This window comes from Bacillus sp. 5mfcol3.1 (assembly GCF_900114335.1).
GTDB classification, from domain to species: Bacteria; Bacillota; Bacilli; order Bacillales; family Bacillaceae_G; genus Bacillus_A; species Bacillus_A thuringiensis_S.
The window spans coordinates 1316846-1338136 of the sequence record NZ_FOST01000002.1 but is presented as its reverse complement, the minus strand read 5'-3'; the positions used below and the strand labels follow the sequence as shown (position 1 = coordinate 1338136).

Below are 21291 nucleotides of genomic sequence, written 5' to 3'. Positions count from 1 at the left end.
CATCCTGAAAAATAATTGGATGCTCTTTCTGTTTTTATTTTTTATGTCCATGCAAATGATTACACGGAGAACATTGAAATGGAATCTTATCTAAGCAATTAAAGTTTGTTTCGCAAATTTGTTCAATCGTTGGAACAAATGGAATGACAACTATGTTACTTTCTACTATTTGTGTAACAGGTGGCAATACTGTGCCTACTTGATGTTCAAAACGAATACTCGCTTGATTTATATAATTTCCTGAACCATTTGGCGCGCTCTGTACTGCTACTTGGAACGAAACTGTCCTTGCTTCACCAGGATTTAAACTTCCGATAAGAAACCCTACTGCCGGGCTTACATTCGGCACTGGCGTATTATCAACCGTTACACTTCCAGGAACAAATCGAACACTACTATCTAACATATCTTGAAAACGAATATTTTGCATTACAGTATCACCCGTATTTGTGATGACTGTCGTAAACGTAATGACATCTCCAATTGTTGCTACCTGTAAATCTGCCGTTTTTACGACTGTCGTTGAGACATTTTGAGGAATAAACGGGATAACAACTGTATTACTATCACCTTCAACTACTACTGGCGGCTCATTCGGATTTACAGTTGCAAGCCCATTCGCTGTAGCAGTATTTGTAACTAAATTATTTACTTGCCCTCCTATTATTACAACTTGGAAATTAATAATTGCTGCATCATTTGGCTGAAAATCACCTAACGGAATACCAGTATTCGGATTAGCAAATGGAAGAGGTACATCATTTACCGTTACCGTACCATTTATAAATAGCGTATTCGGATCAATGATATCTGTTAACACAATATTGGTCACAGGAACTGTACTATCATTTATAACAGCGATTCCGTAAGTGACAACATCCCCTATCATTGCTACTTCAAAGTTTGCTCCTTTTGCAACAAATAAGATTGCAGTATTTACCGTCACTATAACTGTATTGCTTGTATCCATCACTGTAACTGGCGGCTCCCCTGGTACTAAAATATATTCTGCTAACGCCCCAGCAACGTTCACTACTGTACCACCATCCGGAAAACTTGTAATCGTAGCTTCATATGTTACAAGTGCCGTCTCACCAACTGGTATATCAGGTATCGTAAATCCAATCTGCGGATTTAACCCCGGTTGCGGAACCCCATTTATCGTTACACTATTTGGAACGAAATCAGCTTCCTGAGATAGCACATCGATAAATTGAACATTCATTGCATCAGCAGTACCAGTATTTAATATACGAACAGTATACGTTACCGTTTCTCCTACACCAACAACTGAATGGTCTACTTCTTTTAGCATATCTAAGCTGCCTCTATTTACCGGCGTAACCGTCGTATTACTTGAATTTGTAATTGTAGACGGAGGTTCTCCTGGAATCAATTCGAAATCACCCGTTACTCTTGCTGTATTCATAATGCTACTAGAAGGCGGAACTGCGATTACATTTACTTCAAATGTAATTAATACACTATCCCCTACTGCAAGATCAGGCAATGCAAAGCCTACAAATGGATCTAAACCTACTTGCGGAATCCCATTTATTTGTACACTTCCAGGAACGAATTCTAAACTAGGTGATGGAACATCGATAAACTGAACATTCGTTGCTGTTACCGTTCCCGTATTTGTAACTTGCACACTATACGTTAACGTATCTCCTAATCGTGTCGCTTCTTTATTTACAGATTTTATAACGCTGAATCGTCCTCTATTCACTCTAGTTATCGTCGTATTACTCGGCTCTGTTACTACAACTGGTGGTTCTCCTGGCACTAAAGTAAAGCTTCCTGTTATATTTGCAACGTTCGTAATTGTTCCTGATGACGGGATGTTTGTAACTGTCGCTTGAAACGTCACTATAACTGTTTCACCAACTGGGATATCTCCAACTCCAAATCCAGTAATCGGATTTAAGTTTGGTTGCGGGGCTCCATTTATCGTTACACTATTTGGTACAAATGACGCTCCTGCTGAAATGGTATCAACAAACTGAACAGCATTAGCTGTTACTGTTCCTGTATTTGTTATTTGAACCGTATACGTTAATATATCTCCAACGAGAGTAGCAACCCTATTTACTTGTTTAATAACATTAAATTGCCCTCTATTTACAGTTGTAAGTGTTGTATTGCTCGGCTCTGTTACTATAACTGGTGGTTCTCCTGGTACTAATACAAAACTTCCAGTTACATTTGCCGTATTGGCAATTGTTCCGTTTGATGGCGCACTAACAACGGTTACTTGGAAGATGACTTCTACACTTTCACCTGGATTTATATCTGGAAGCGGGAATCCGTTATTCGGATTGAATCCAGGTTGTAACACACCATCTATCGTTACACTGTTCGGCACGAATGCTATAGAGGAAGGTAATACATCACTATATTGAACATTCGTTGCTGGCACTGTTCCTGTATTTTGAACTACTGTTGTATATGTGATTGTATCGCCTACTGCAACAACCGGCTGACTCACTGATTTTAAAACATTCAAACCAGGCTCATTGATTTCTGTTAATGTCGTATTACTTGTCGTTGTTTCCGTAATAGGGGGTTCTGTTTCACTTACAGCAAATGTAGCTGTAACGTCTACAAAATTAACAATCGTTCCACCTTCTGGTATGCTTGTAACCACTTCCTGATATGTGACAAGTACAAAATCATCGACAGGTATATCTGGAACTGTAAAACCAATGAAAGGATCTAGTCCTGGTGCTGGTACCCCGTTTATGCTCACACTTCCTGGTACAAATGCTACACCCGCGGAAGTAGTATCGATAAATTGAACATTCGTCGCTGGCACTGTTCCGAAATTAAAAATCAATACATCATACGTTAATATTTCTCCTACCGTCGCTACTTCTTTATCTACTAGTTTCAATGGAAAAATAAACGCTATATTAATTGTCGTAACGACTAAATTTGTTAATATCGTTTCCGTAATCGGTGGTTCCTGCGGATTTGGTTGTGAAGTAAATGTAACATCTGCATCATTTAATATGACTTCATTATCTGGAATTTCTGTAATCGTCACTTGGAATGTGACCTCAATACTTCCACCAGCGATTAATAATGGAGTAACTGTAAATCCTATTTCTGGATTTAAACCAAGTTGCTGCACTCCACCTATCGTTACACTATTGTCAACAAACGTCGTTCCTTCTGGTATGACATCTTGGAAGAACACATCTGTAACAGGGATAATTCCTACGTTTGAAATGAGCACAGTATACGTTAATACATCCCCAACGGCCCCAGTTGCAACATCAACTGTTTTTGTTGCAGTTACTTCACCAGGAGGAGGTAACGGTATTGTAACTACCGTTGTATTACTTGAATTCGTTGTTGTTACAGGTGGCTGTAAAGGATTTAATAAGAAAGTGGCTGTAGCAGATGCTGTATTTAATACTGCTCCACGTGTAGACGGTGCAACTACCGTAACTTGGAACGTTACTGTCAATGATGTTCCAGCTGCAATATTAGGAAGCGGGAAACCAACATTTGGGTCAAATCCAGGTTGTAGCGTTCCATTTATCGTTACACTATTTGCTACAAAAGTTGTTTCTAAAGCAATTGGATCAAGGAAAGAGACATTCGTTGCTGTTACTGTACCGTTATTTCGAATGACAACAGAATACGTGTAAGTTTCTCCAAGTGCTGCTTGTTGTACAGATGAAGATTTTTGTATATTTAACTGTGCTGTGTTTACTTGCGTCACTACAAAATTACTATTTGTAACAGTCGTTATTGGAGGGTTTGCTGGATTTATAAGAAAACTTGCAGTAACGTTCGATTGGTTTCTTATATTTCCACCGCTCGGAACACTCGTCACTGTAACTTGAAACGTAATCGTAGCCGTTTGCCCGACCGGAATATTTGGTACCGGGAAACCTAGCATAGGATCCGCGCCTTGCTGTACGACTCCATTTATCGTCACACTATTTGCTACAAAGGCAGTACCAGACGGAATTGGATCTTGAAAAACAATATTCGTTGCAGGAACAGTTCCTGTATTTTGAATAAGAATCGTATACGTTAACGTATCTCCTACACCGGCTTGTAGTGTATTTCCACTCTTCATCACATTAAGTGATCCTACATTCACTCGCGTCACAACAATATTACTAATCGTTACAATTGTAATTGGTGGCTGGAGAGGACTTACTTGGAAATCAGCAGTGACATTCGCATTATTCGGAAGAACTCTATTTGGTGGTACACTCGTGATTGTCACTTGAAAAGTGACCGTCACCATTCCTCCTACTGGAATATTAGCAAGTGGAAATCCAGTTGTCGGGTTTAAACCTGGTTGAGGTGTCCCGTTTATTGTTACACTATTCGCTACAAAAGTGGTTCCAACTGGAATCGGATCAAGGAATGATACATTTGTCGCTGTCACCGTTCCACTATTTTGTATACGAACTGTATACGTTAACGTATCTCCTACACCGGCTTCAGTAGCACTTACACTTTTCATTACATTTAACCCTGAAGAATTCACGATCGTCATAACAGTATTACTTGGTACTGTTACAGTAATCGGCGGCTCTGTTGGATTTACAAGGAAATCTCCAGTTACATTCGCATTATTTACAACATTATTTCCTTGGGGAATTTCATCAATTAATACTTCAAATGTAACAATAACACTGGCGCCAGTAGGCAAATTATTTAATGGGAATCCAAGTTCTGGATCTGCCCCTTCTTGTAAAACACCATTCACAACTACACTATTTTCAATAAATAATGTCCCTTGGGGAATTGAATCTTGGAAAAATACATTCGTAGCTGGTACACTACCTGCATTTATGACTTCTATTGTATATACTAAAATATCCCCTACTGTTGCAACATCCGTATTGACTGCTTTCACAACTTCAAAGTTTCCTGATTGTACTGTCGTATTCACAACATTACTCGGTACATTGATTGTTACTGGTGGTTCATTCGGATTCACTTGAAAGCTTGCTGTTACATTTGCTTGATTTAAAATATCTTCATTTTCTGGATTCTGTACAATTACTACGTCAAATGTGACTACAACCGTTTGAGCCGCAGGAATATTCGGAAGAGAGAATCCTGTATTCGGATTTAGTCCACTTTGCTGTACTCCATTAATTGTTACAGAATTTGCAACAAATGAAACAGCAGAAGAAATAGGGTCTTGGAAAAATACATTTGTTAACGGAACATTCCCTGTATTTTGGACGGCAATTGTGTACGTTAAAGTATCCCCTACCGCCGCTTGCGTTGTATTTACTTCTTTTATTACATTTAAACCGCCTGTATTAACTTGTGTCACAACTGTATTCGTTTGTCTATTAATTGTTATCGGTGGCTGATTCGGAATAACGACGAAATTAGCAGATACATTTCCGCGATTCGCAATCGTACCTCCCGATGGTGTAGATGTTACTCGTACTTGAAATGTAACAGTCCTACTTCCGCCAGGAGATATATTAGCTACTGTAAACCCAGTCGCTGGATTTACCCCAGGTTGTGAAACCCCATCCACAGTCACACTATTTGCGATAAATGTCGTTCCAATTGGGATCGGATCTTGAAAAATAACGTTCGTTGCAAGTACATTTCCTGTATTTTGAATTGTTACCGTGTACGTAAGAACGTCGTTAACCGTTGCAAAAGCTTTATCCACTGTTTTTCTCGTTGTTATATCAGCTATATTAATTGTCGTAACTACAGTATTACTTGTCGCTTGCCCTGAAACTGGTTGTTGACCAGGCACTGGAGTAAAGTTAAATGTTACACTCGCACGGTTTGGAATTGGATTGACAAGAGGGTTCGATGTTACTCGAACTTGAAAGCGCACTACAGTCGTTTGCGATGCATTAATACTTCCAAGATTAATACTACTTGCTGGATTCGCTCCTGGACGCGCTACTCCATTTACCGTAACGCTATTTGCGACAAATGTTGTTCCAGCAGGGATACTATCAACAAAAATAACATTGTTCGCAGTGACGTTTCCATTATTTGTGACATTAACTGTGTACGTTAATACATCATTAAGTGTTGCCGTCTGTAAATCTACAGATTTTTGCATACTAATAGTTGCTTGGTTCACTGTCGTTTGTACTGTGTTTGAAGAAGACGTACTTGTAATAGGAGGACTACCAACGAAGGGACGGAATTGATATGACACCATTGCACGATTTAAAATAGGATTGGGATTCGGGAATGATGTTATTCGAACTTGAAATGTAACAATTCTTTGCGTGTTATTTGGGATTGTACCTAAATTAATTCCATTAGCAGGGTTTGCATTCGGCTGTGTTACTCCCCCTACCGTAACACTACCTGCAACAAACGTCGTTCCGTTCGGAATACTATCACGTAATACAACGTTTTCTGCACTTCCTGTTCCTGTATTTGGGACCGTAATTGTATAAGTGAGAGTATCCCCTACCCCCGCGACTGTTCTATTAACTGATTTAACAGGATTAATAATTGGACCTGTTGCATCAATTTGAACACCAAAACCAGCTGCTGCGTATCCATCTCCATTTGTAACAAATCGAACCGTTGCTGATGTTTGACTGTTTACTAAAGATGAGGAGGCATCTACATTCGTAATATCCCACCCTTGTCTTCGGACGGCCAAAGCTACCCCTAACGGCTGATTCAAATCTCCAAACGTGCCGCTCGTATCTAAATTTCCACTATCATTACAAATTTGTGACTGAAAGAAATTATTCGCAGGATTTCTCGGTCCGAATAATGCAACTGTAGCATTTGCATTCGGCCCAAAGCGAAGTTGATCTCCAACAATGTTAGAATCACCTTCTTGAGCAGTTACGAGCACTCTTCCTGTAACAGCTCCTGTTGCCGGCGTAGCAAAACCTGAAATTGTAGCATCAACTGGCGGGGATGAAGCATCGATAATTTCTTGACCTGCATATACTGACAAATTTCGAAGTGGTAAACTTGCATTTTGATACACAACCTCAAGCGTCCATCCAGCTGAACGACTGATTGTTGGGTCGGCTGAAGTTCTTGCAGCTGGCACAGCACCCGTTGTATATGTGCCTGCTCCACCTGCACTAACAAGATTTGTTACATTGGCAGAGCGAGCATAATAAAACTGATTTCCTACTGAACCTTGCTGCGCGGTAGCAGGATCTGGCGTAACAGAAAACGTCCCTGCTGGCGTTGTAAATGTAATGTTATCATTTAAAAATGGTAACACATCTTCCGTATCAGTCCGGAAAGTACCAGCCCAAACTAATTCTGCATATAATACACTGCTTCCCGCTGGAAGATTTAAAATTGCACTTGAAGAATTCAATTGCCATTCATCTGTTGTCCCTGCTGGGAACCCTGGTACTTGCAATGCTGTATTTACTGTCGTAAACACAGCAAGTGTACCAAAAATATTACCTGGTGCAGGTGATGTAGGGCTAAGTCCCAGCGTATTCCCAGTAAACGTGACGGCACCAGGTACTGTTGTCGTAAACCTATTTATAAAAGGCACACAATCATCTCATTTCAATTATAGTAAAAAGTGCTCTATACTATAAAATGTAGACAAACTATACAATGTACGTTGTCCAACAAAATTCCGCACATATGAGAGGGGTTTATAAAACTATGCGCTACGTTATCATAACAGGAACTTCACAAGGTTTAGGTGAGTCAATCGCTACGCAATTATTAGAAAAAAATACAACTGTCATCTCTATTTCTAGAAGAGAAAATAAAGAGCTTACAAAACTTGCAGAGCAATATAACAGCAATTGCATTTTTCATTCCCTAGATCTTCAAGATGTACATAACTTAGAAACTAACTTTAAAGAGATCATTTCATCTATTAAAAAAGACAATGTATCCTCTATTCATTTAATTAATAATGCGGGTACAGTTGCACCTATGAAGCCAATTGAAAAAGCTGAAAGTGAACAATTCATTACGAACGTTCACATTAATTTACTTGCACCTATGATTCTTACATCTACATTTATGAAACATACGAAAGACTGGAAAGTAGATAAACGCGTTATTAACATTTCATCTGGTGCAGGAAAAAACCCTTACTTTGGCTGGGGCGCTTATTGTACAACGAAAGCTGGTGTAAATATGTTTACACAGTGCGTAGCAACTGAAGAAGTAGAAAAAGAATATCCAGTAAAAATCGTCGCTTTTGCACCTGGTGTTGTTGATACTAATATGCAATCACAAATTCGTGAAACAAATAAAGAAGATTTCATAAATTTGGACCGCTTCATTGCATTAAAAGAAGAAGGAAAACTATTACCACCTGAATATGTTGCGAAAGCTATTCGTAACTTACTAGAAACTGAGGACTTCCCTCAAGGCGAGATTATTAGAATTGATGAATAACAAAAAGGTGTGCTAAAATTGCACACCTTTTTGTTTTACTTCTCTAAAAATATAAGCACAGACTCCGCAATTTGCTCATAACCAATTTCTTGATAAATTTTATTCGATATCGGATTCGCTAAATCAGTATATAACGTAGTCGTCTTGTACCCTTCATCTAACATACGTTGACTAAGTGCCGCTACACAATTAGATGCGTATCCCTTTTTCCTTGCTTCTTTCGGCGTGTATACGAAATTAACTGTTATATTATTTTTAGTTGGTCTCGTTTTTGCAGCTACAGAAACAAGTTTCCTATCTACTTCCAAACCAAACAGTCGATTTGTAGTTATTAATGTATGCGCAGTTTGTTTTGCTTCTTCTTTCGTAGTAGGAAGCTTTACGTCTTCACAAAATTGATATATCCACTGTTCTATTAATGGTAATTCATTATTATTTACCGCCCGGAAAAGTCCGTTCGCATTACACTTCTTCTTTACTCTGTTCAGCTCATACACACCTTGCTCCATTGCAACATTCATTTTCTTATTTTCTAATACCGCAATCTCTTCCGCTAATTTCTGTACAATTTTCTTATTACCGATCAATCCAGGAATATCCGGATATACTTTCGTTAACTCTTTTGCAAGTTCCTCAATAGCTACTCCCGAAATTTCAGAAGTTGCAACAATGATTTGTTTCTTCTCTTCTGTTTGCAGAAATACAACCGCAATGTCTTCTCCTTGTTTCGCTACCCCCATAAATATCGGTTCTTGAACCATTTGTAATACACCTAATATGAGATTGTTTTCCTGCTCATTCTTTTCTAGAAATGGTGTAACATCTTCTTTAAAATGAAAAATCTCTTCATATACATGTAATTGAATCATCGACAATCTCTTCTCTCTATTTATATTTTAATTAAGTATTGGCGATTAATTCATTAAATCCCTCTTTTACGATTCAATAATATTCAAAGCTAATGTATTCAAGGCATTTTCAGCTTGTAAAATTCTCTGTTTTTCCTTTTCAAATACATCTTCTTCTTTTCGAAAGGACTCTTTTCGATTTTTAATCATACGCTTCATTTCTTTTTTACTCGGTCCACCGTATACATTTCTTTTTTGAATAAAAGCTTCTGGCGATATAATTTCTTTCCACTCTTTTTCTAATAAATTTATTTTAAAATGTTCTTGCAAGTACATATTTATCTCTTTGAAGTGTAATTCATGTAGTTCTTTTTTCTGCTCCAATGACATATTTGCAATAGCACTTGCTGCATGATGAGCATGCCGAAATGGAATTTCATAATTTTTCGTTAAAACATCAGCGAAATCCGTTATCGTTATTGCATGTTTATAGGAACGACTTTTTAACGTTTCTTCTTCTACTTTCATCGTTAGGATCACTGCATTCATCATACAAAAAACACGAATCGCCTTTTCAATCCCTTTATATAAATATGGCTGCAAGTCATCTTCCGTATCAACAATATCACCAAATGGTGTATTATGAATCATTTGAAATACTGTAAATGCTTCTCCTAAAGCACTACTCGTAATTGCACGAGCGTGTTCAATTGAAACCGGATTTCGTTTTTGCGGCATAATACTACTAATTTGTACATATGGCTTTGCAACAGTAATACCGTCATATTCTTTCGTTGCTAACAACAAAAAGTCATGAATCCATCTACTCGTATTCGTCATCATTACCATAAGTAGCGAGCTAACTTCTAATAAATAATCCGCTCCGGCAACAGCATCATATGAGTTCTCAATTACAGTTGTAAATCCAAGTAGATGAGCAACTCGTTCTCGTTTAATCGGGAAACTTGTTGTAGAGAGTGCAGCCGCCCCCATTGGAGACTGATTTAAAAGCTGGTACGTTTTTTTCATTCGTTCTAAATCTCTTTGCATCATATCATAAATTGCTAAAGTATAATGACCAAATGTTGTTGGCTGTGCCGGTTGTGTATGTGTATAAGCTGGCATGATCGTTTCCTTATGATCATCAGCAAGTTGCAGTACACTTTCTTGCAATAGCAAATAATGTTCCATTAATCGTAATATATACCGCCTTAAACTCATGCGATACATCGTTACACCCATATCATTTCTACTTCTACCAATATGCATATTACTTACAAAATCGCATTTCGCTTCTTGAGAAATTAAATGTTCGATTAAAAAAAAGAGGTCTTCATGCCGCTCTGTATATACCAATTTATCTTTTGGTATTCGCTCTACTTTTCTAAGTGCGTTTAATATAACTTTAGCTTCTTCTATTTTCATTAAACTTTCTTCAGTCAGCATCGTAATATGTGCTTTATGCACTTGAAACATATCTTTCAATAAGTAATTTCGTTGAAAATCAAATACATGTTGTAATACACAATCCACATATGTTTTTCCAGGGAAATCAGCGCCTTCACTCTTTATAAACTCTTCCTTACTCTGTTTCATCACCTTTTCCCCTCTCACCTAAGTATTACTACCCATCATACCCGTTGATAGAAAAAAAGTGCCTGTACATAAAAATAAACTCGGTGCTCTCTGCACCGAGTTTATTTAATAAAAGTCGCATCATACTTATCACTTTGCAACACTTGGAAATGTAAGTTTGCTAAATGTTTCCGTATTTCTGCACTATCGTCTTCATTTAAATTATTCGCCAAAAACACAATCTCTGTACAGTTTCCATGTTTATCCATAGCGTAAACTGCTTTTGTAACCGTCCATGGTGTGTAACCATTCTTTTGCCCAGCATGTCTAAATGTTTTACGGTATTTCTTGGCACTCATGTCTGTTTCAACGATATTTGCCCACACTTTTTCTTCAGCTTCTGTCAAGCCACCTTTATGATTTGCCTTTTGAAGTAATACCATATAATCATTTGCAGAAGCTGCTGGTAATCTATCTGACCAAATTTTGTCGTAACGTTCCTCTAAATAAAGCGGAATTTCCTTCTGTAATAATGGTCCCTTCTTCTTTAAGCGTTCATGAATAATCATCGAATATTCACGATATTGCTCTTGAGACATTTCTTTTAACTTTTTCTCTATTTTATATTTTGGAACATGTAATTCTTTATGCAAATATCCCGGGATATACAAAGATGAAACGATTGGAAATAGTGGTTGATGTGCAGGAAGTGATAAACTTTGTAAATTTCGATTGATGTTGTCTAATCCTAACAATTCCATTAAGTATTCAGCATTTGCATTCGAACTAAACTTAACCATTCCTTTTGCCACTTCTTCTAAAGAAACCGCTCCTTCAGTTATCTTGCCCGTCTTCTCCAAATACTTTTGCCATCTATCTTGTGCACCACCATCTGTATTCGGCACATAATAGCGATTCACATCGTTAATCGACACGAAACTAGACGAATCAATTTTCCCTTCAGTAACTTGTTTCGTATATTCAAGCGCCACAATTAATTTCATCGTACTTGCAACTGGCAATACAACATTTGGGTTTACAGAATAAACAACTTTATCATTTCTCTTTACTAGAAGCGCACTATTTTTTTCATCTTTATGTTCTTCAATAAAAGATGCAATATACTGTGCATCATCATTATTTGAACTCCACACTTTTTTCACTAAAAAGTTACCCGATATTAGCAAAACAAAAATACCCACAATTACTGCGCATACTATAGTTTTTTTCAAGTAAAATTCCTCTCCTATTGTGTAACTCTTCTCTATTTATCATTTAAAAAACAAAATAATGGAGATGGTCATTTAAATAACCATCTCCATTATTTTAACTTGTATGCTCCTATTATGTCTACGTCATAAATTTCACAAAATCCTCAAGAAACTTTTTATAATGTAACGACCAACCAATTCGCACCCAATTTTTTAATGCTTTTGCATCAGGTTGAGGCCGAAAATCAGCAATACTCTCTCCTTTTGCAATTCCAGCTGTATCTACATCGACACGACGATATACATAGTCTAAAAGAGATGGATTTGCCGCAACCATCATTGTAACGACGTCATGTACTGGGCTTCCTTTTATTTTCGGATTTAACTTTCTATAAGCTTTATAATAATACGTAAATATCGGCTCGATTAACTTATTAAAACTCGTTTTAGAGTGTTTCGTAATATATTTTACCATTTCCGGCGTAATAATTGCTTCAGATGTAACGTTAAGTGGTACTAATGTCACATTTTTAGCATTTTGCATAACTAATTGCGACGCAATCGGATCACCATGAAAATTCGCCTCTGCGACTGGTGTTACATTGCCAGGCATTAAGAAAGCACCGCCCATTATATAATATTCTTTCACATACTTCATCATCGGCTTTTCTAAAATAAATGCCGTCGCTAGTGTTGTTGATCTACCAGCATCGACTATTATTAATTCCCCTTTATATTTTTCAAGAAGATCAAAAAATGCACAAAAAGGCTTTATATTTGGCGAAAAAGTTTTTGGAGGTTTAATTGGCCCTAAACCGTCTGCCCCATGAATTTCTGGATAATACGTTGTAACATCTCCGGATAAAGGAATTTTCGCACCATTAATAACAGGTATATCTTCCCGTCCTGCCATTTGTAATAAATATGCGGCATTACTTGTCGCCTTTTCTTGTGTTACATTTCCATATCCCGTTACTACTCCAACAATATCAATATCAGGATGCAACAATCCATACATAATTGCTAAAGAGTCATCAATGCCTGGGTCTCCTAAAAATAACACTTTTTTCATCGACCTCAACTCCATCCCCTCAGTTGTTATTAATTTATGAATAAACGTGGATATACAGAATAAAAAAGAACAAATTCATACGAAAAAACGCAGTCTTATAAGGACTACGTTCTTCAGCTAACCTATACTGTTTTTTTTACAGCACTCATACTTCCAATAACATAAGCGATAAACGCAAAACAAATTGGGAAGACAACTGTATGTATACCGAACGGATTTGGATAGAAAAGATGAATACACATATATGAACCTACTCCAACGAAAATGGAAGCAAGCGCTCCTGTAGCATTTCCTTTTCTCCAATATAACCCTAATACGATTGGCCAAATGAATGCTGCTTCTAATCCACCGAAAGAAAATAAATTTAGCCATATTAAAAAATCTGGTGGTTTAATCGCCGCTGCATAAACGAGTAGCCCTACAATACCAGTAATCCACAAACTTCCTTTTTTTATCGTACTGTCTGCTGCATCTTTATTTATGTAATTTACGTATATATCTTTAATAATTGACGAGCTTACAAGTAATAATAAAGAGTTTACTGTAGACATAATCGCCGCCATTGGTGCAGCTAAGAAAACTCCAGCTAACCAAGGTGGCAACACTTCCATCGCGAGTAGCGGCATTACTTTATCTGGTACCGTTATACCTGGAAGTACTACTCTTGCAAATACACCTGTTAAATGCATACCAATCATAATTGTACCAACGACAACTGTTCCAATTATTAAAGCTTGGTGCATAGCTTTTGAATTTTTATAAGACATGGCACGCACACTAATTTGCGGTAAACCTACAACGCCAATTCCAATTAAAATCCAAAATGATGTAACATATGATTTCGTTAAACTGCCATCTGCTCCGAATGGTGTAATTAAATTTGGATTAATTTGAACAAGTTCCTGCATAATCTTTTCAATTCCACCACCAGCAATGACAGTAGCAATTAAAATGATTGTCGTTCCAACTAACATAATGATTCCTAATAATGTATCTGATAGCGCGACTGCACGAAATCCACCAATTAATACGTACACAAGTACAGAAAAAGTAAATAAAAATAGTGCTGTTGTATACGATAGACCCGTTAGTGACTCGATTAATCGTCCACCGCCGACCCACTGGGCTACTGTCGCTGAAAATAAAAAGATAATAATACATAACGCAGAGAGTATAACAACTGCTTTATTATTGTATCTTCCTTTTAAATAATCGATAAGAGTAATTGCTTCCATCTTCCTAGCAATAATTGCAAACTTTTTACCGATAACCGTTAAAACGATATATCCTGTTACAACTTGAATCGCAGATAATAGTACCCATCCAAGCCCCATATTGTAAGCAATACCGGGACCACCAATAAAGCTACTTGCACTACCGTACGTAGCAATCATTGTCATCGCTAATAATAAACCGCCTAACTCACGCCCACCAAGAAAATATTCTTGTAAAAATTTATTATGTGCTGTTGCTTGCACGCGTCTTGAAGCATATACACCAATTAAAAATACAACGATAAACGAAATTATCATTGGAATGATTACATACCAATTCATCTATTATTCCTCACTTTTTTCTTCCTCATCGAGTGAAATATCTTGAAATACAAAACGAACAACTAAACTAAGTAAAATAACCATAACGATAAATCCAACGATACAGCTATAAAAAAACCATGCGGGAAAACCTAATACATATGTATATTCACTCGGATCTTTACTACCAAGCCCATAAGCAAATCCGTACCATATTATAAAATTAATAATAGCAAGTCCAAGACCAATTAACGCTTCTCTATGGGCTATTCGAAAGCGTGGATCATCATGATAATCTTTCATTTTTCCCCCTCCTCTCACGATGTATTATTGTACCATTGTTCTTCTAGTTTTTCCTACTAGAAAGCAAAAACAAGCAGGATTTTTTATAATCATATAGAAGCTTCTCTTACATTACATATTTTTTACAATTGTAACACAAATGAAATTTGAATTTTCAGTATTTATTAATTATGATTTTAATTAGAGGCTTTCCATCTAGTTTCCACATCCTTGATTTCGGAATAAGCGCCGTCTCGTACTGCGTTTACATTATATTTTCAAGGGGGTTATACAATGAGTCAACTAGCTGTAAATCTTCATGAAAAGGTAGAAAAGTTTCTTCAAGGTACAAAAAAGTTATATGTGAATGGATCTTTCATTGAAAGCGCTTCCGGTAAAACATTTAAAACACCTAACCCAGCAACTGGTGAAACACTTGCCGTCGTTTCTGAAGCTGGTCGCGAAGATATTCATAAAGCTGTAGTCGCAGCTCGTATGGCTTTTGACGAAGGTCCTTGGTCTCGTATGAGCACTGCTGAGCGAAGCCGTCTCATGTACAAGTTAGCTGATCTAATGGAAGAACATAAAGAAGAGCTTGCACAGCTCGAAACATTAGATAACGGAAAACCAATCCGTGAAACAATGGCAGCAGACATACCACTTGCAATTGAGCATATGCGCTATTACGCTGGATGGGCTACGAAAATCGTTGGTCAAACAATTCCTGTTTCCGGTGATTACTTTAACTATACACGCCATGAAGCTGTTGGTGTCGTTGGTCAAATTATCCCTTGGAACTTCCCGCTTCTTATGGCAATGTGGAAAATGGGAGCAGCGCTTGCTACAGGATGTACAATCGTTTTAAAACCTGCAGAACAAACTCCACTATCTGCTCTATACTTAGCTGAATTAATTGAAGAAGCTGGATTCCCGAAAGGTGTTATTAATATCGTACCTGGATTCGGTGAATCAGCTGGACAAGCTCTCGTTAATCATCCACTCGTTGATAAAATTGCATTTACCGGTTCTACTCCTGTCGGTAAACAAATTATGCGACAAGCATCCGAATCATTAAAACGCGTTACACTTGAATTAGGCGGTAAATCACCAAATATCATCTTGCCAGATGCTGATTTATCTCGCGCGATTCCTGGTGCACTTTCTGGTGTTATGTTTAACCAAGGACAAGTATGCTCTGCTGGGTCACGCTTATTTGTTCCGAAGAAAATGTATGATAATGTCATGGCTGATCTCGTCCTCTATTCTAAAAAACTAAATCAAGGTGTCGGTCTTAACCCTGAAACAACAATTGGTCCTCTCGTTTCTGAAGAACAACAAAAACGTGTAATGGGCTACATTGAAAAAGGGATTGAAGAAGGAGCTGAAGTACTATGCGGAGGAAGTAATCCATTCGATCAAGGCTACTTCGTTTCTCCTACAGTATTCGCTGACGTAAATGATGAAATGACGATCGCAAAAGAAGAAATTTTCGGTCCAGTTATTTCTGCAATACCGTTTAACGATATTGATGAAGTAATTGAACGTGCAAATAAATCACAATTCGGCTTAGCGGCTGGTGTGTGGACAGAAAATGTTAAAACAGCACACTATGTTGCAAGTAAAGTACGTGCAGGTACAGTATGGGTAAACTGTTATAACGTCTTTGATGCAGCATCTCCATTTGGAGGATTTAAACAATCTGGTCTTGGCCGTGAAATGGGATCTTACGCATTAAATAACTATACAGAAGTAAAGAGCGTTTGGCTTAACTTAAATTAATGAGAAAGAACCTGACCTACCTGGTCAGGTTCTTTTCATTATGTATTCCTTTAAACTTGCAGTCCTCCGCTCACATTTAATACTTCACCTGTAATATAAGATGCGTATTCTGATGCTAAAAAAGCTGCTGCGTTCGCAATATCTTCTGGCGTTCCAATTCTACCAACTGGAATCGCGCCAACCATCTTTTCTTTCACTTTATCTGGTATCGTTTTTGTCATATCTGTATCCATAAAACCCGGACAAATCGCATTACAAGTAATACCGAAGCTTCCAACTTCTTTCGCTGCTGTTTTCGTTAAACCGACAACTCCTGCCTTTGTAGCCGCATAATTTGCTTGACCTATGTTTCCTTCTCTACTAATTGAAGATATATTAATAATGCGTCCATACCCTTGTTGTCTCATGTAAAGAAGCGCTGGTTGCATACAATAAAAAACTCCAGTTAAGTTCACTTGTAATACTTGTTCCCAAGCAGACTTCTCCATTTTATGTAACATTGCGTCTCTTGTAATTCCAGCATTATTCACCAAAATATGTAATGTACCAAATTTTTGAACCGCATATTCAATTAACGACTTTGCTTCATTTTGATCACTTACATCACATCGATATGAGCACACTTCATATCCTTCATCTGATAACTCACGTGTCGTTTTTTGTAGCTTCTCTTCATTTACATCGCTAATTAATACTTTCGCCCCCAGCTTTGCATAAACCCTTGCAATCTCTTTTCCAATTCCCTGTGCAGCTCCTGTTACAACAGCTGTTTTCCCATATAAAAACTCCATTCCTATCCCCCATTTCTATTACTTATACTGTATATTTCGGCTTTTTGCTTTTCAATTCCTCTTTGTATAAAAAAGTCTATTTGTGTCAAACTAACTTTGCAACGTCGCATAAAGTGCAAGGAGATTATGTCGAATGAACAAAAAGAATTTCAAACAAAGCAAAGCAACTGATGGCATTGATGTTGAGTTCTCTCGCGAACTCGCTGACCACAATGACTTAGAAGCAAACGCACGTGCAAATGCCGCTGATGCACGTCAAAAACGCCAATCAACCGAAAAATAAGGTACATCACAACCTTATTCTTTTCAAAAGGGACCTACTACCCAACAAAATAAACCGAGAGACATCTCTCGGTTTATTTTCTATATTTTTTTGCATAATGAGCCAAAGTAAGCAACGGATATATATGAGCATAACTATGATAACGAATATAAAACCCACCTGGCAAGCCTGTTCCAGTAGGATATTTTTCATTTACATAAGGGTTGGAGAGCAAATATGAAATACCTTTGCGAACGACTGGCGTTTCTTTATCATAGTAAGAAATGAGGGCATCTAACGCCCATGCTGTTTGGGATGGTGTACTAAATGGCAAAGTAACAAATCTTTTTTCCACACTACTTTGGCAAGATTCTCCCCAGCCACCATCTTCATGCTGTATATGTTCAAGCCATAAAGCTGCTCGTTTCAATGATGGATCGCTAGATGGTATTCCGAGTGACCGTAAACCCGTCAACACTGCCCACGTACCATATATATAACAAATTCCCCATTTCCCATACCACGATCCATTTTCCTCTTGTACATTCATTAACCAATTTATCGCACTTTGTTTTTGTTTCTCGGGCAATTGATTTTGCGTATACGTCCCGAAAAATTCTAACACTCTTCCTGTAATATCTGGTGTAGAAGGATCTGTAATCATATCACTTGCATTTTCGATTGGTAAATTTGCTAATATACGGCTCGTTACCCCTTTTTCAAAAGCCCCCCAACCACCATCATTATTTTGCAATCCTTTAACCCAATTAACCGCTCGCTTCCAAGCATTGTCTACATTTTCGTTCCCTCTACTTCGCGCCAATGCTCTTAACGTAGCAGTTGTATCATCAATATCTGGAATCGTCGTATTCACATCCGAAAAGCCCCAACCACCTGGGAAGAGATCCGGTGCATGTACACTCCAATCTACTTTCTTTGTTTGCTGTTTTCTTAGTAAATACGCTGATGCATTTTGAATCACTTTACTTGCTTTCGGAACTTGAGCTTCTTGCAAAGCATAACTGAGTAAAGCTGTATCCCATATAGTTGACGGAGAGTTTTGCAAATGGCTCCCTCTCGCCATCTTCCATATATAAGATGTGATTCCCGTTATAGCCTTCTGAATAATTGGTGATTGAATAGAATGTCCTAATGCAAGTAAAGCATAAATCATATAAAACGAGGCAGTTGCGTAACTATATAATGTTCCATTTTCATCAATACGCTCTTTCATAAAACGTTCTACTTCCTCATATCCTTTATGATGCAAAGAAAGTGGATACGTTATAATTTTCTTCACGTCACTTAATAATGTTTGAAAAACCGGAGATCGGTCCTCCCGAAACCATCCTCCGCCCCCGCCTGCAATATGATTTAAATTTGGCAATAACTTTTTCTCTACTCGAAATCTTTTATTTAAACACAACATCATCGGAATTAAATGAATACGTGCTGAGCTACTCAGTTCAAAAATACTGAGAGGGGAATCATTCTGCAGAAACATAATTGGTGTTGGCAAATGAAAGAGAGAAGGGTATTCATATTCTCCATGAATTGCTAATAAAAACTTCGTCATAAAATGAGCACGCGCTACCCCCCCGCGCTCATTTATAAACATTTCCGCTCGCTTCATATTCGCATCTTCTTTTGTATATTTTTCCGATGCAAGTAAGGCAGCATAAGATTGAATTGTAGCAGATAAATTACCACCCATTTCATCTTCATACAATTTCCATGTTCCTTCATTTGTTTGAAGTGATGCTAATCTTTTTACAAACGGTTCTATCTCTTTATCTCTACCTAATAATTTTAATAAAAAAATCATATGACAATCTGTTAGTGGCGCTCCTTCAAAACAAAACTGCCACGTACCATCTTGCCGTTGCATTGTTTGAAGTGCAGTTGTTCTTCTCGCTATTTCTTCATGCACTTTTTCATATAATAACAAGTTACTCACCCACCCTTTCGAAATCCGTATAACGATATTCAAAAAGGTAGCTGAATATGTATAAAAACAAAGAAAAGCAGAACATATAAAATGTTCCGCTCATAAACAATATCCTACTCCGACAATAATCCCTAATAAAGCACCAACTACTACTTCATACGGTGTATGCCCAACAAGTTCATTTAACTTCTTATATTCTGTTTCTCTACCGTGAAAAAACTCATTCAATATTTTTGCTTGTTTACTTACTGCAAGCCTTACTCCTGAAGCATCATACATAACAATAATGGCAAAAATAGTAGCAACCGCAAACATCGAGCTTTCCACACCTTCTACTACCCCAACTCCTGTAGCAAGTGCTGTCACTGTTGAAGCATGAGAACTTGGCATCCCACCTGAAGCAAAAAACTTTGCAAAATCAAATTCACCCGTTTTGATTAATTTAAAGACTACTTTCGTTAATTGTGCTAAAAACCATGAAATTACAGCGGCCATAAGCGGATCATTATGTAAAATTGTTTCCACGTTCTCAGCTCCCTACTAGCTATGATGGAAATCCTATATAGTATCAGTATAAAGAAAAATGCGTAGAAAATACTACGCATTATGATACTTTTGCTGATTTATTTTTTATAAATTTCGGTTGTTTCTGCACTAAGAACTTTGTCTTCGCTACCGAGAATACAAATAAAGCAACCCATATACAGAAAAATGCAATCATATGTGTGGATGTGAAATGTTCACCAAATACAAATACACCTAAAATTAAGCTAATTGTTGGCGCAATATATTGTAAAAATCCCACCATATAAAGCGGAATAAGTTGTGCTCCTTTTGCAAAATAAAATAGTGGTAATGCCGTTACAGTACCTGCTCCTATTAAAAGTAACGTTGATAACATTGAAATAGATCCAAATGAGCCGAAACCATGTGCTCCTGTCATAACAAGATAAATGATCGCAAACGGCGTCACTAACATGGTTTCCATCGTAAGTCCAATTGTAGCATCATAATTTAATAGTTTTTTCGTTAATCCGTATAATCCAAATGAAAAGGCAAGTGAAAGAGAAACCCACGGAATAGATCCGAAACGTACTGTTAAAATGACAACCCCTACTCCTGCTAAACCAACTGCAACATATTGCCAAAAGTTTAACTTTTCCTTTAAAACGACTGTACCAAGTAAAATACTAATAAGCGGATTAATATAATAGCCAAGACTCGCTTCAATAACATGATTATGATTAACGGCCCATATGTAAACAAACCAGTTTCCGCTAATCAAGACTGAAGCTATTGTTAATGACATTAATAATTTAGGTCGTTTAAAAAGATTCACAAATTCCCCAATAAACTGGCGAAACCTCTTCGTAACACCTAATACAAGTAACATAAAAACAAACGCCCAAACGATGCGGTGTGCTAATATTTCATCTGCTGGAACTTCCTCAACCCATTTCCAATAAATCGGTAGAATTCCCCACATCGTATAAGCACCAGCCGCATATAGTATCCCTTTTTTTTGCTCTGCTGATTGACTCCCCATCTTCCTTTTTCTCCTCTTCTCATTTTTTCTCCATTATACGGTCTCACATGCTCACTTTACCAATAATCA

Annotated in this window: 14 protein-coding genes; 3 read left to right on the top strand and 11 right to left on the bottom strand. The window is 37.4% G+C overall.

Translation table 11 applies throughout. The features are described 5' to 3' along the window. Positions 1-34: 34 nt before the first annotated feature. A complete protein-coding gene (locus BM089_RS16355) occupies positions 35-7507 on the bottom strand; it encodes a DUF11 domain-containing protein (protein WP_090977436.1) in 7473 nt (2490 codons plus the stop codon). A 116-nt stretch (positions 7508-7623) separates the two neighbouring features. Between BM089_RS16355 and BM089_RS16350 the strand changes: the two genes are divergently transcribed. Next, complete coding sequence (locus tag BM089_RS16350) at positions 7624-8373, top strand: (S)-benzoin forming benzil reductase (protein ID WP_090977434.1); 750 nt, start codon at positions 7624-7626, stop codon at positions 8371-8373. Between the two features lie 35 nt (positions 8374-8408). Here the strand turns inward: BM089_RS16350 and BM089_RS16345 are convergent, their stop codons facing one another. From BM089_RS16345 to BM089_RS16320, 6 genes are all read right to left on the bottom strand, one after another. Further along, the gene (locus tag BM089_RS16345) at positions 8409-9242 is read right to left on the bottom strand and encodes a GNAT family N-acetyltransferase (protein WP_090977432.1); all 834 of its coding nucleotides are present in this window, start codon (positions 9240-9242) and stop codon (positions 8409-8411) included. 66 nt (positions 9243-9308) lie between these two features. Then, positions 9309-10817, bottom strand: coding sequence for an argininosuccinate lyase (gene argH, locus BM089_RS16340; RefSeq protein ID WP_090977431.1), 1509 nt, complete (start codon positions 10815-10817; stop codon positions 9309-9311). Between the two features lie 101 nt (positions 10818-10918). After that, entirely contained in the window at positions 10919-12028 is a 1110-nt protein-coding gene (locus tag BM089_RS16335) for a serine hydrolase (RefSeq protein WP_090977429.1), read from the bottom strand. A gap of 118 nt (positions 12029-12146) precedes the next feature. Then, entirely contained in the window at positions 12147-13079 is a 933-nt protein-coding gene (locus BM089_RS16330; protein WP_000756465.1) for a nucleoside hydrolase, read from the bottom strand. Between the two features lie 122 nt (positions 13080-13201). Continuing rightward, complete coding sequence (panF, locus tag BM089_RS16325; RefSeq protein ID WP_001104824.1) at positions 13202-14635, bottom strand: sodium/pantothenate symporter; 1434 nt, start codon at positions 14633-14635, stop codon at positions 13202-13204. Positions 14636-14638: 3 nt separating this feature from the next. Next, positions 14639-14917: a YhdT family protein gene (locus BM089_RS16320; RefSeq protein ID WP_000656237.1), complete on the bottom strand. Its 279-nt coding sequence runs from the start codon at positions 14915-14917 to the stop codon at positions 14639-14641. Positions 14918-15190: 273 nt separating this feature from the next. Between BM089_RS16320 and dhaS the strand changes: the two genes are divergently transcribed. Then, positions 15191-16675 carry an aldehyde dehydrogenase DhaS gene (gene dhaS / locus BM089_RS16315; protein ID WP_000080279.1) on the top strand — a complete coding sequence of 495 codons (1485 nt, stop codon included), beginning with the start codon at positions 15191-15193 and terminating at the stop codon, positions 16673-16675. Positions 16676-16725: 50 nt separating this feature from the next. On the opposite strand, the gene fabG is transcribed toward dhaS, so the two are convergent. Beyond that, positions 16726-17466, bottom strand: a complete 741-nt coding sequence (gene fabG, locus BM089_RS16310) for a 3-oxoacyl-ACP reductase FabG (protein WP_090977427.1) — start codon at positions 17464-17466, stop codon at positions 16726-16728. 133 nt (positions 17467-17599) lie between these two features. On the opposite strand from fabG, the gene BM089_RS16305 reads away from it, so the two are divergent. Beyond that, positions 17600-17749, top strand: coding sequence for a YfhD family protein (locus tag BM089_RS16305; protein WP_001035815.1), 150 nt, complete (start codon positions 17600-17602; stop codon positions 17747-17749). Positions 17750-17822: 73 nt separating this feature from the next. Here BM089_RS16305 and BM089_RS16300 read toward each other — a convergent pair whose 3' ends face one another. The 3 genes from BM089_RS16300 to rarD all read right to left on the bottom strand — a co-directional run bounded on the left by BM089_RS16300 (position 17823) and on the right by rarD (position 21222). After that, positions 17823-19676: a terpene cyclase/mutase family protein gene (locus BM089_RS16300; RefSeq protein WP_025117933.1), complete on the bottom strand. Its 1854-nt coding sequence runs from the start codon at positions 19674-19676 to the stop codon at positions 17823-17825. 99 nt (positions 19677-19775) lie between these two features. Further along, positions 19776-20201, bottom strand: coding sequence for a divergent PAP2 family protein (locus BM089_RS16295; RefSeq protein ID WP_090977426.1), 426 nt, complete (start codon positions 20199-20201; stop codon positions 19776-19778). 79 nt (positions 20202-20280) lie between these two features. Beyond that, the gene (gene rarD, locus BM089_RS16290) at positions 20281-21222 is read right to left on the bottom strand and encodes an EamA family transporter RarD (RefSeq protein WP_090977424.1); all 942 of its coding nucleotides are present in this window, start codon (positions 21220-21222) and stop codon (positions 20281-20283) included. Positions 21223-21291: the final 69 nt, after the last annotated feature.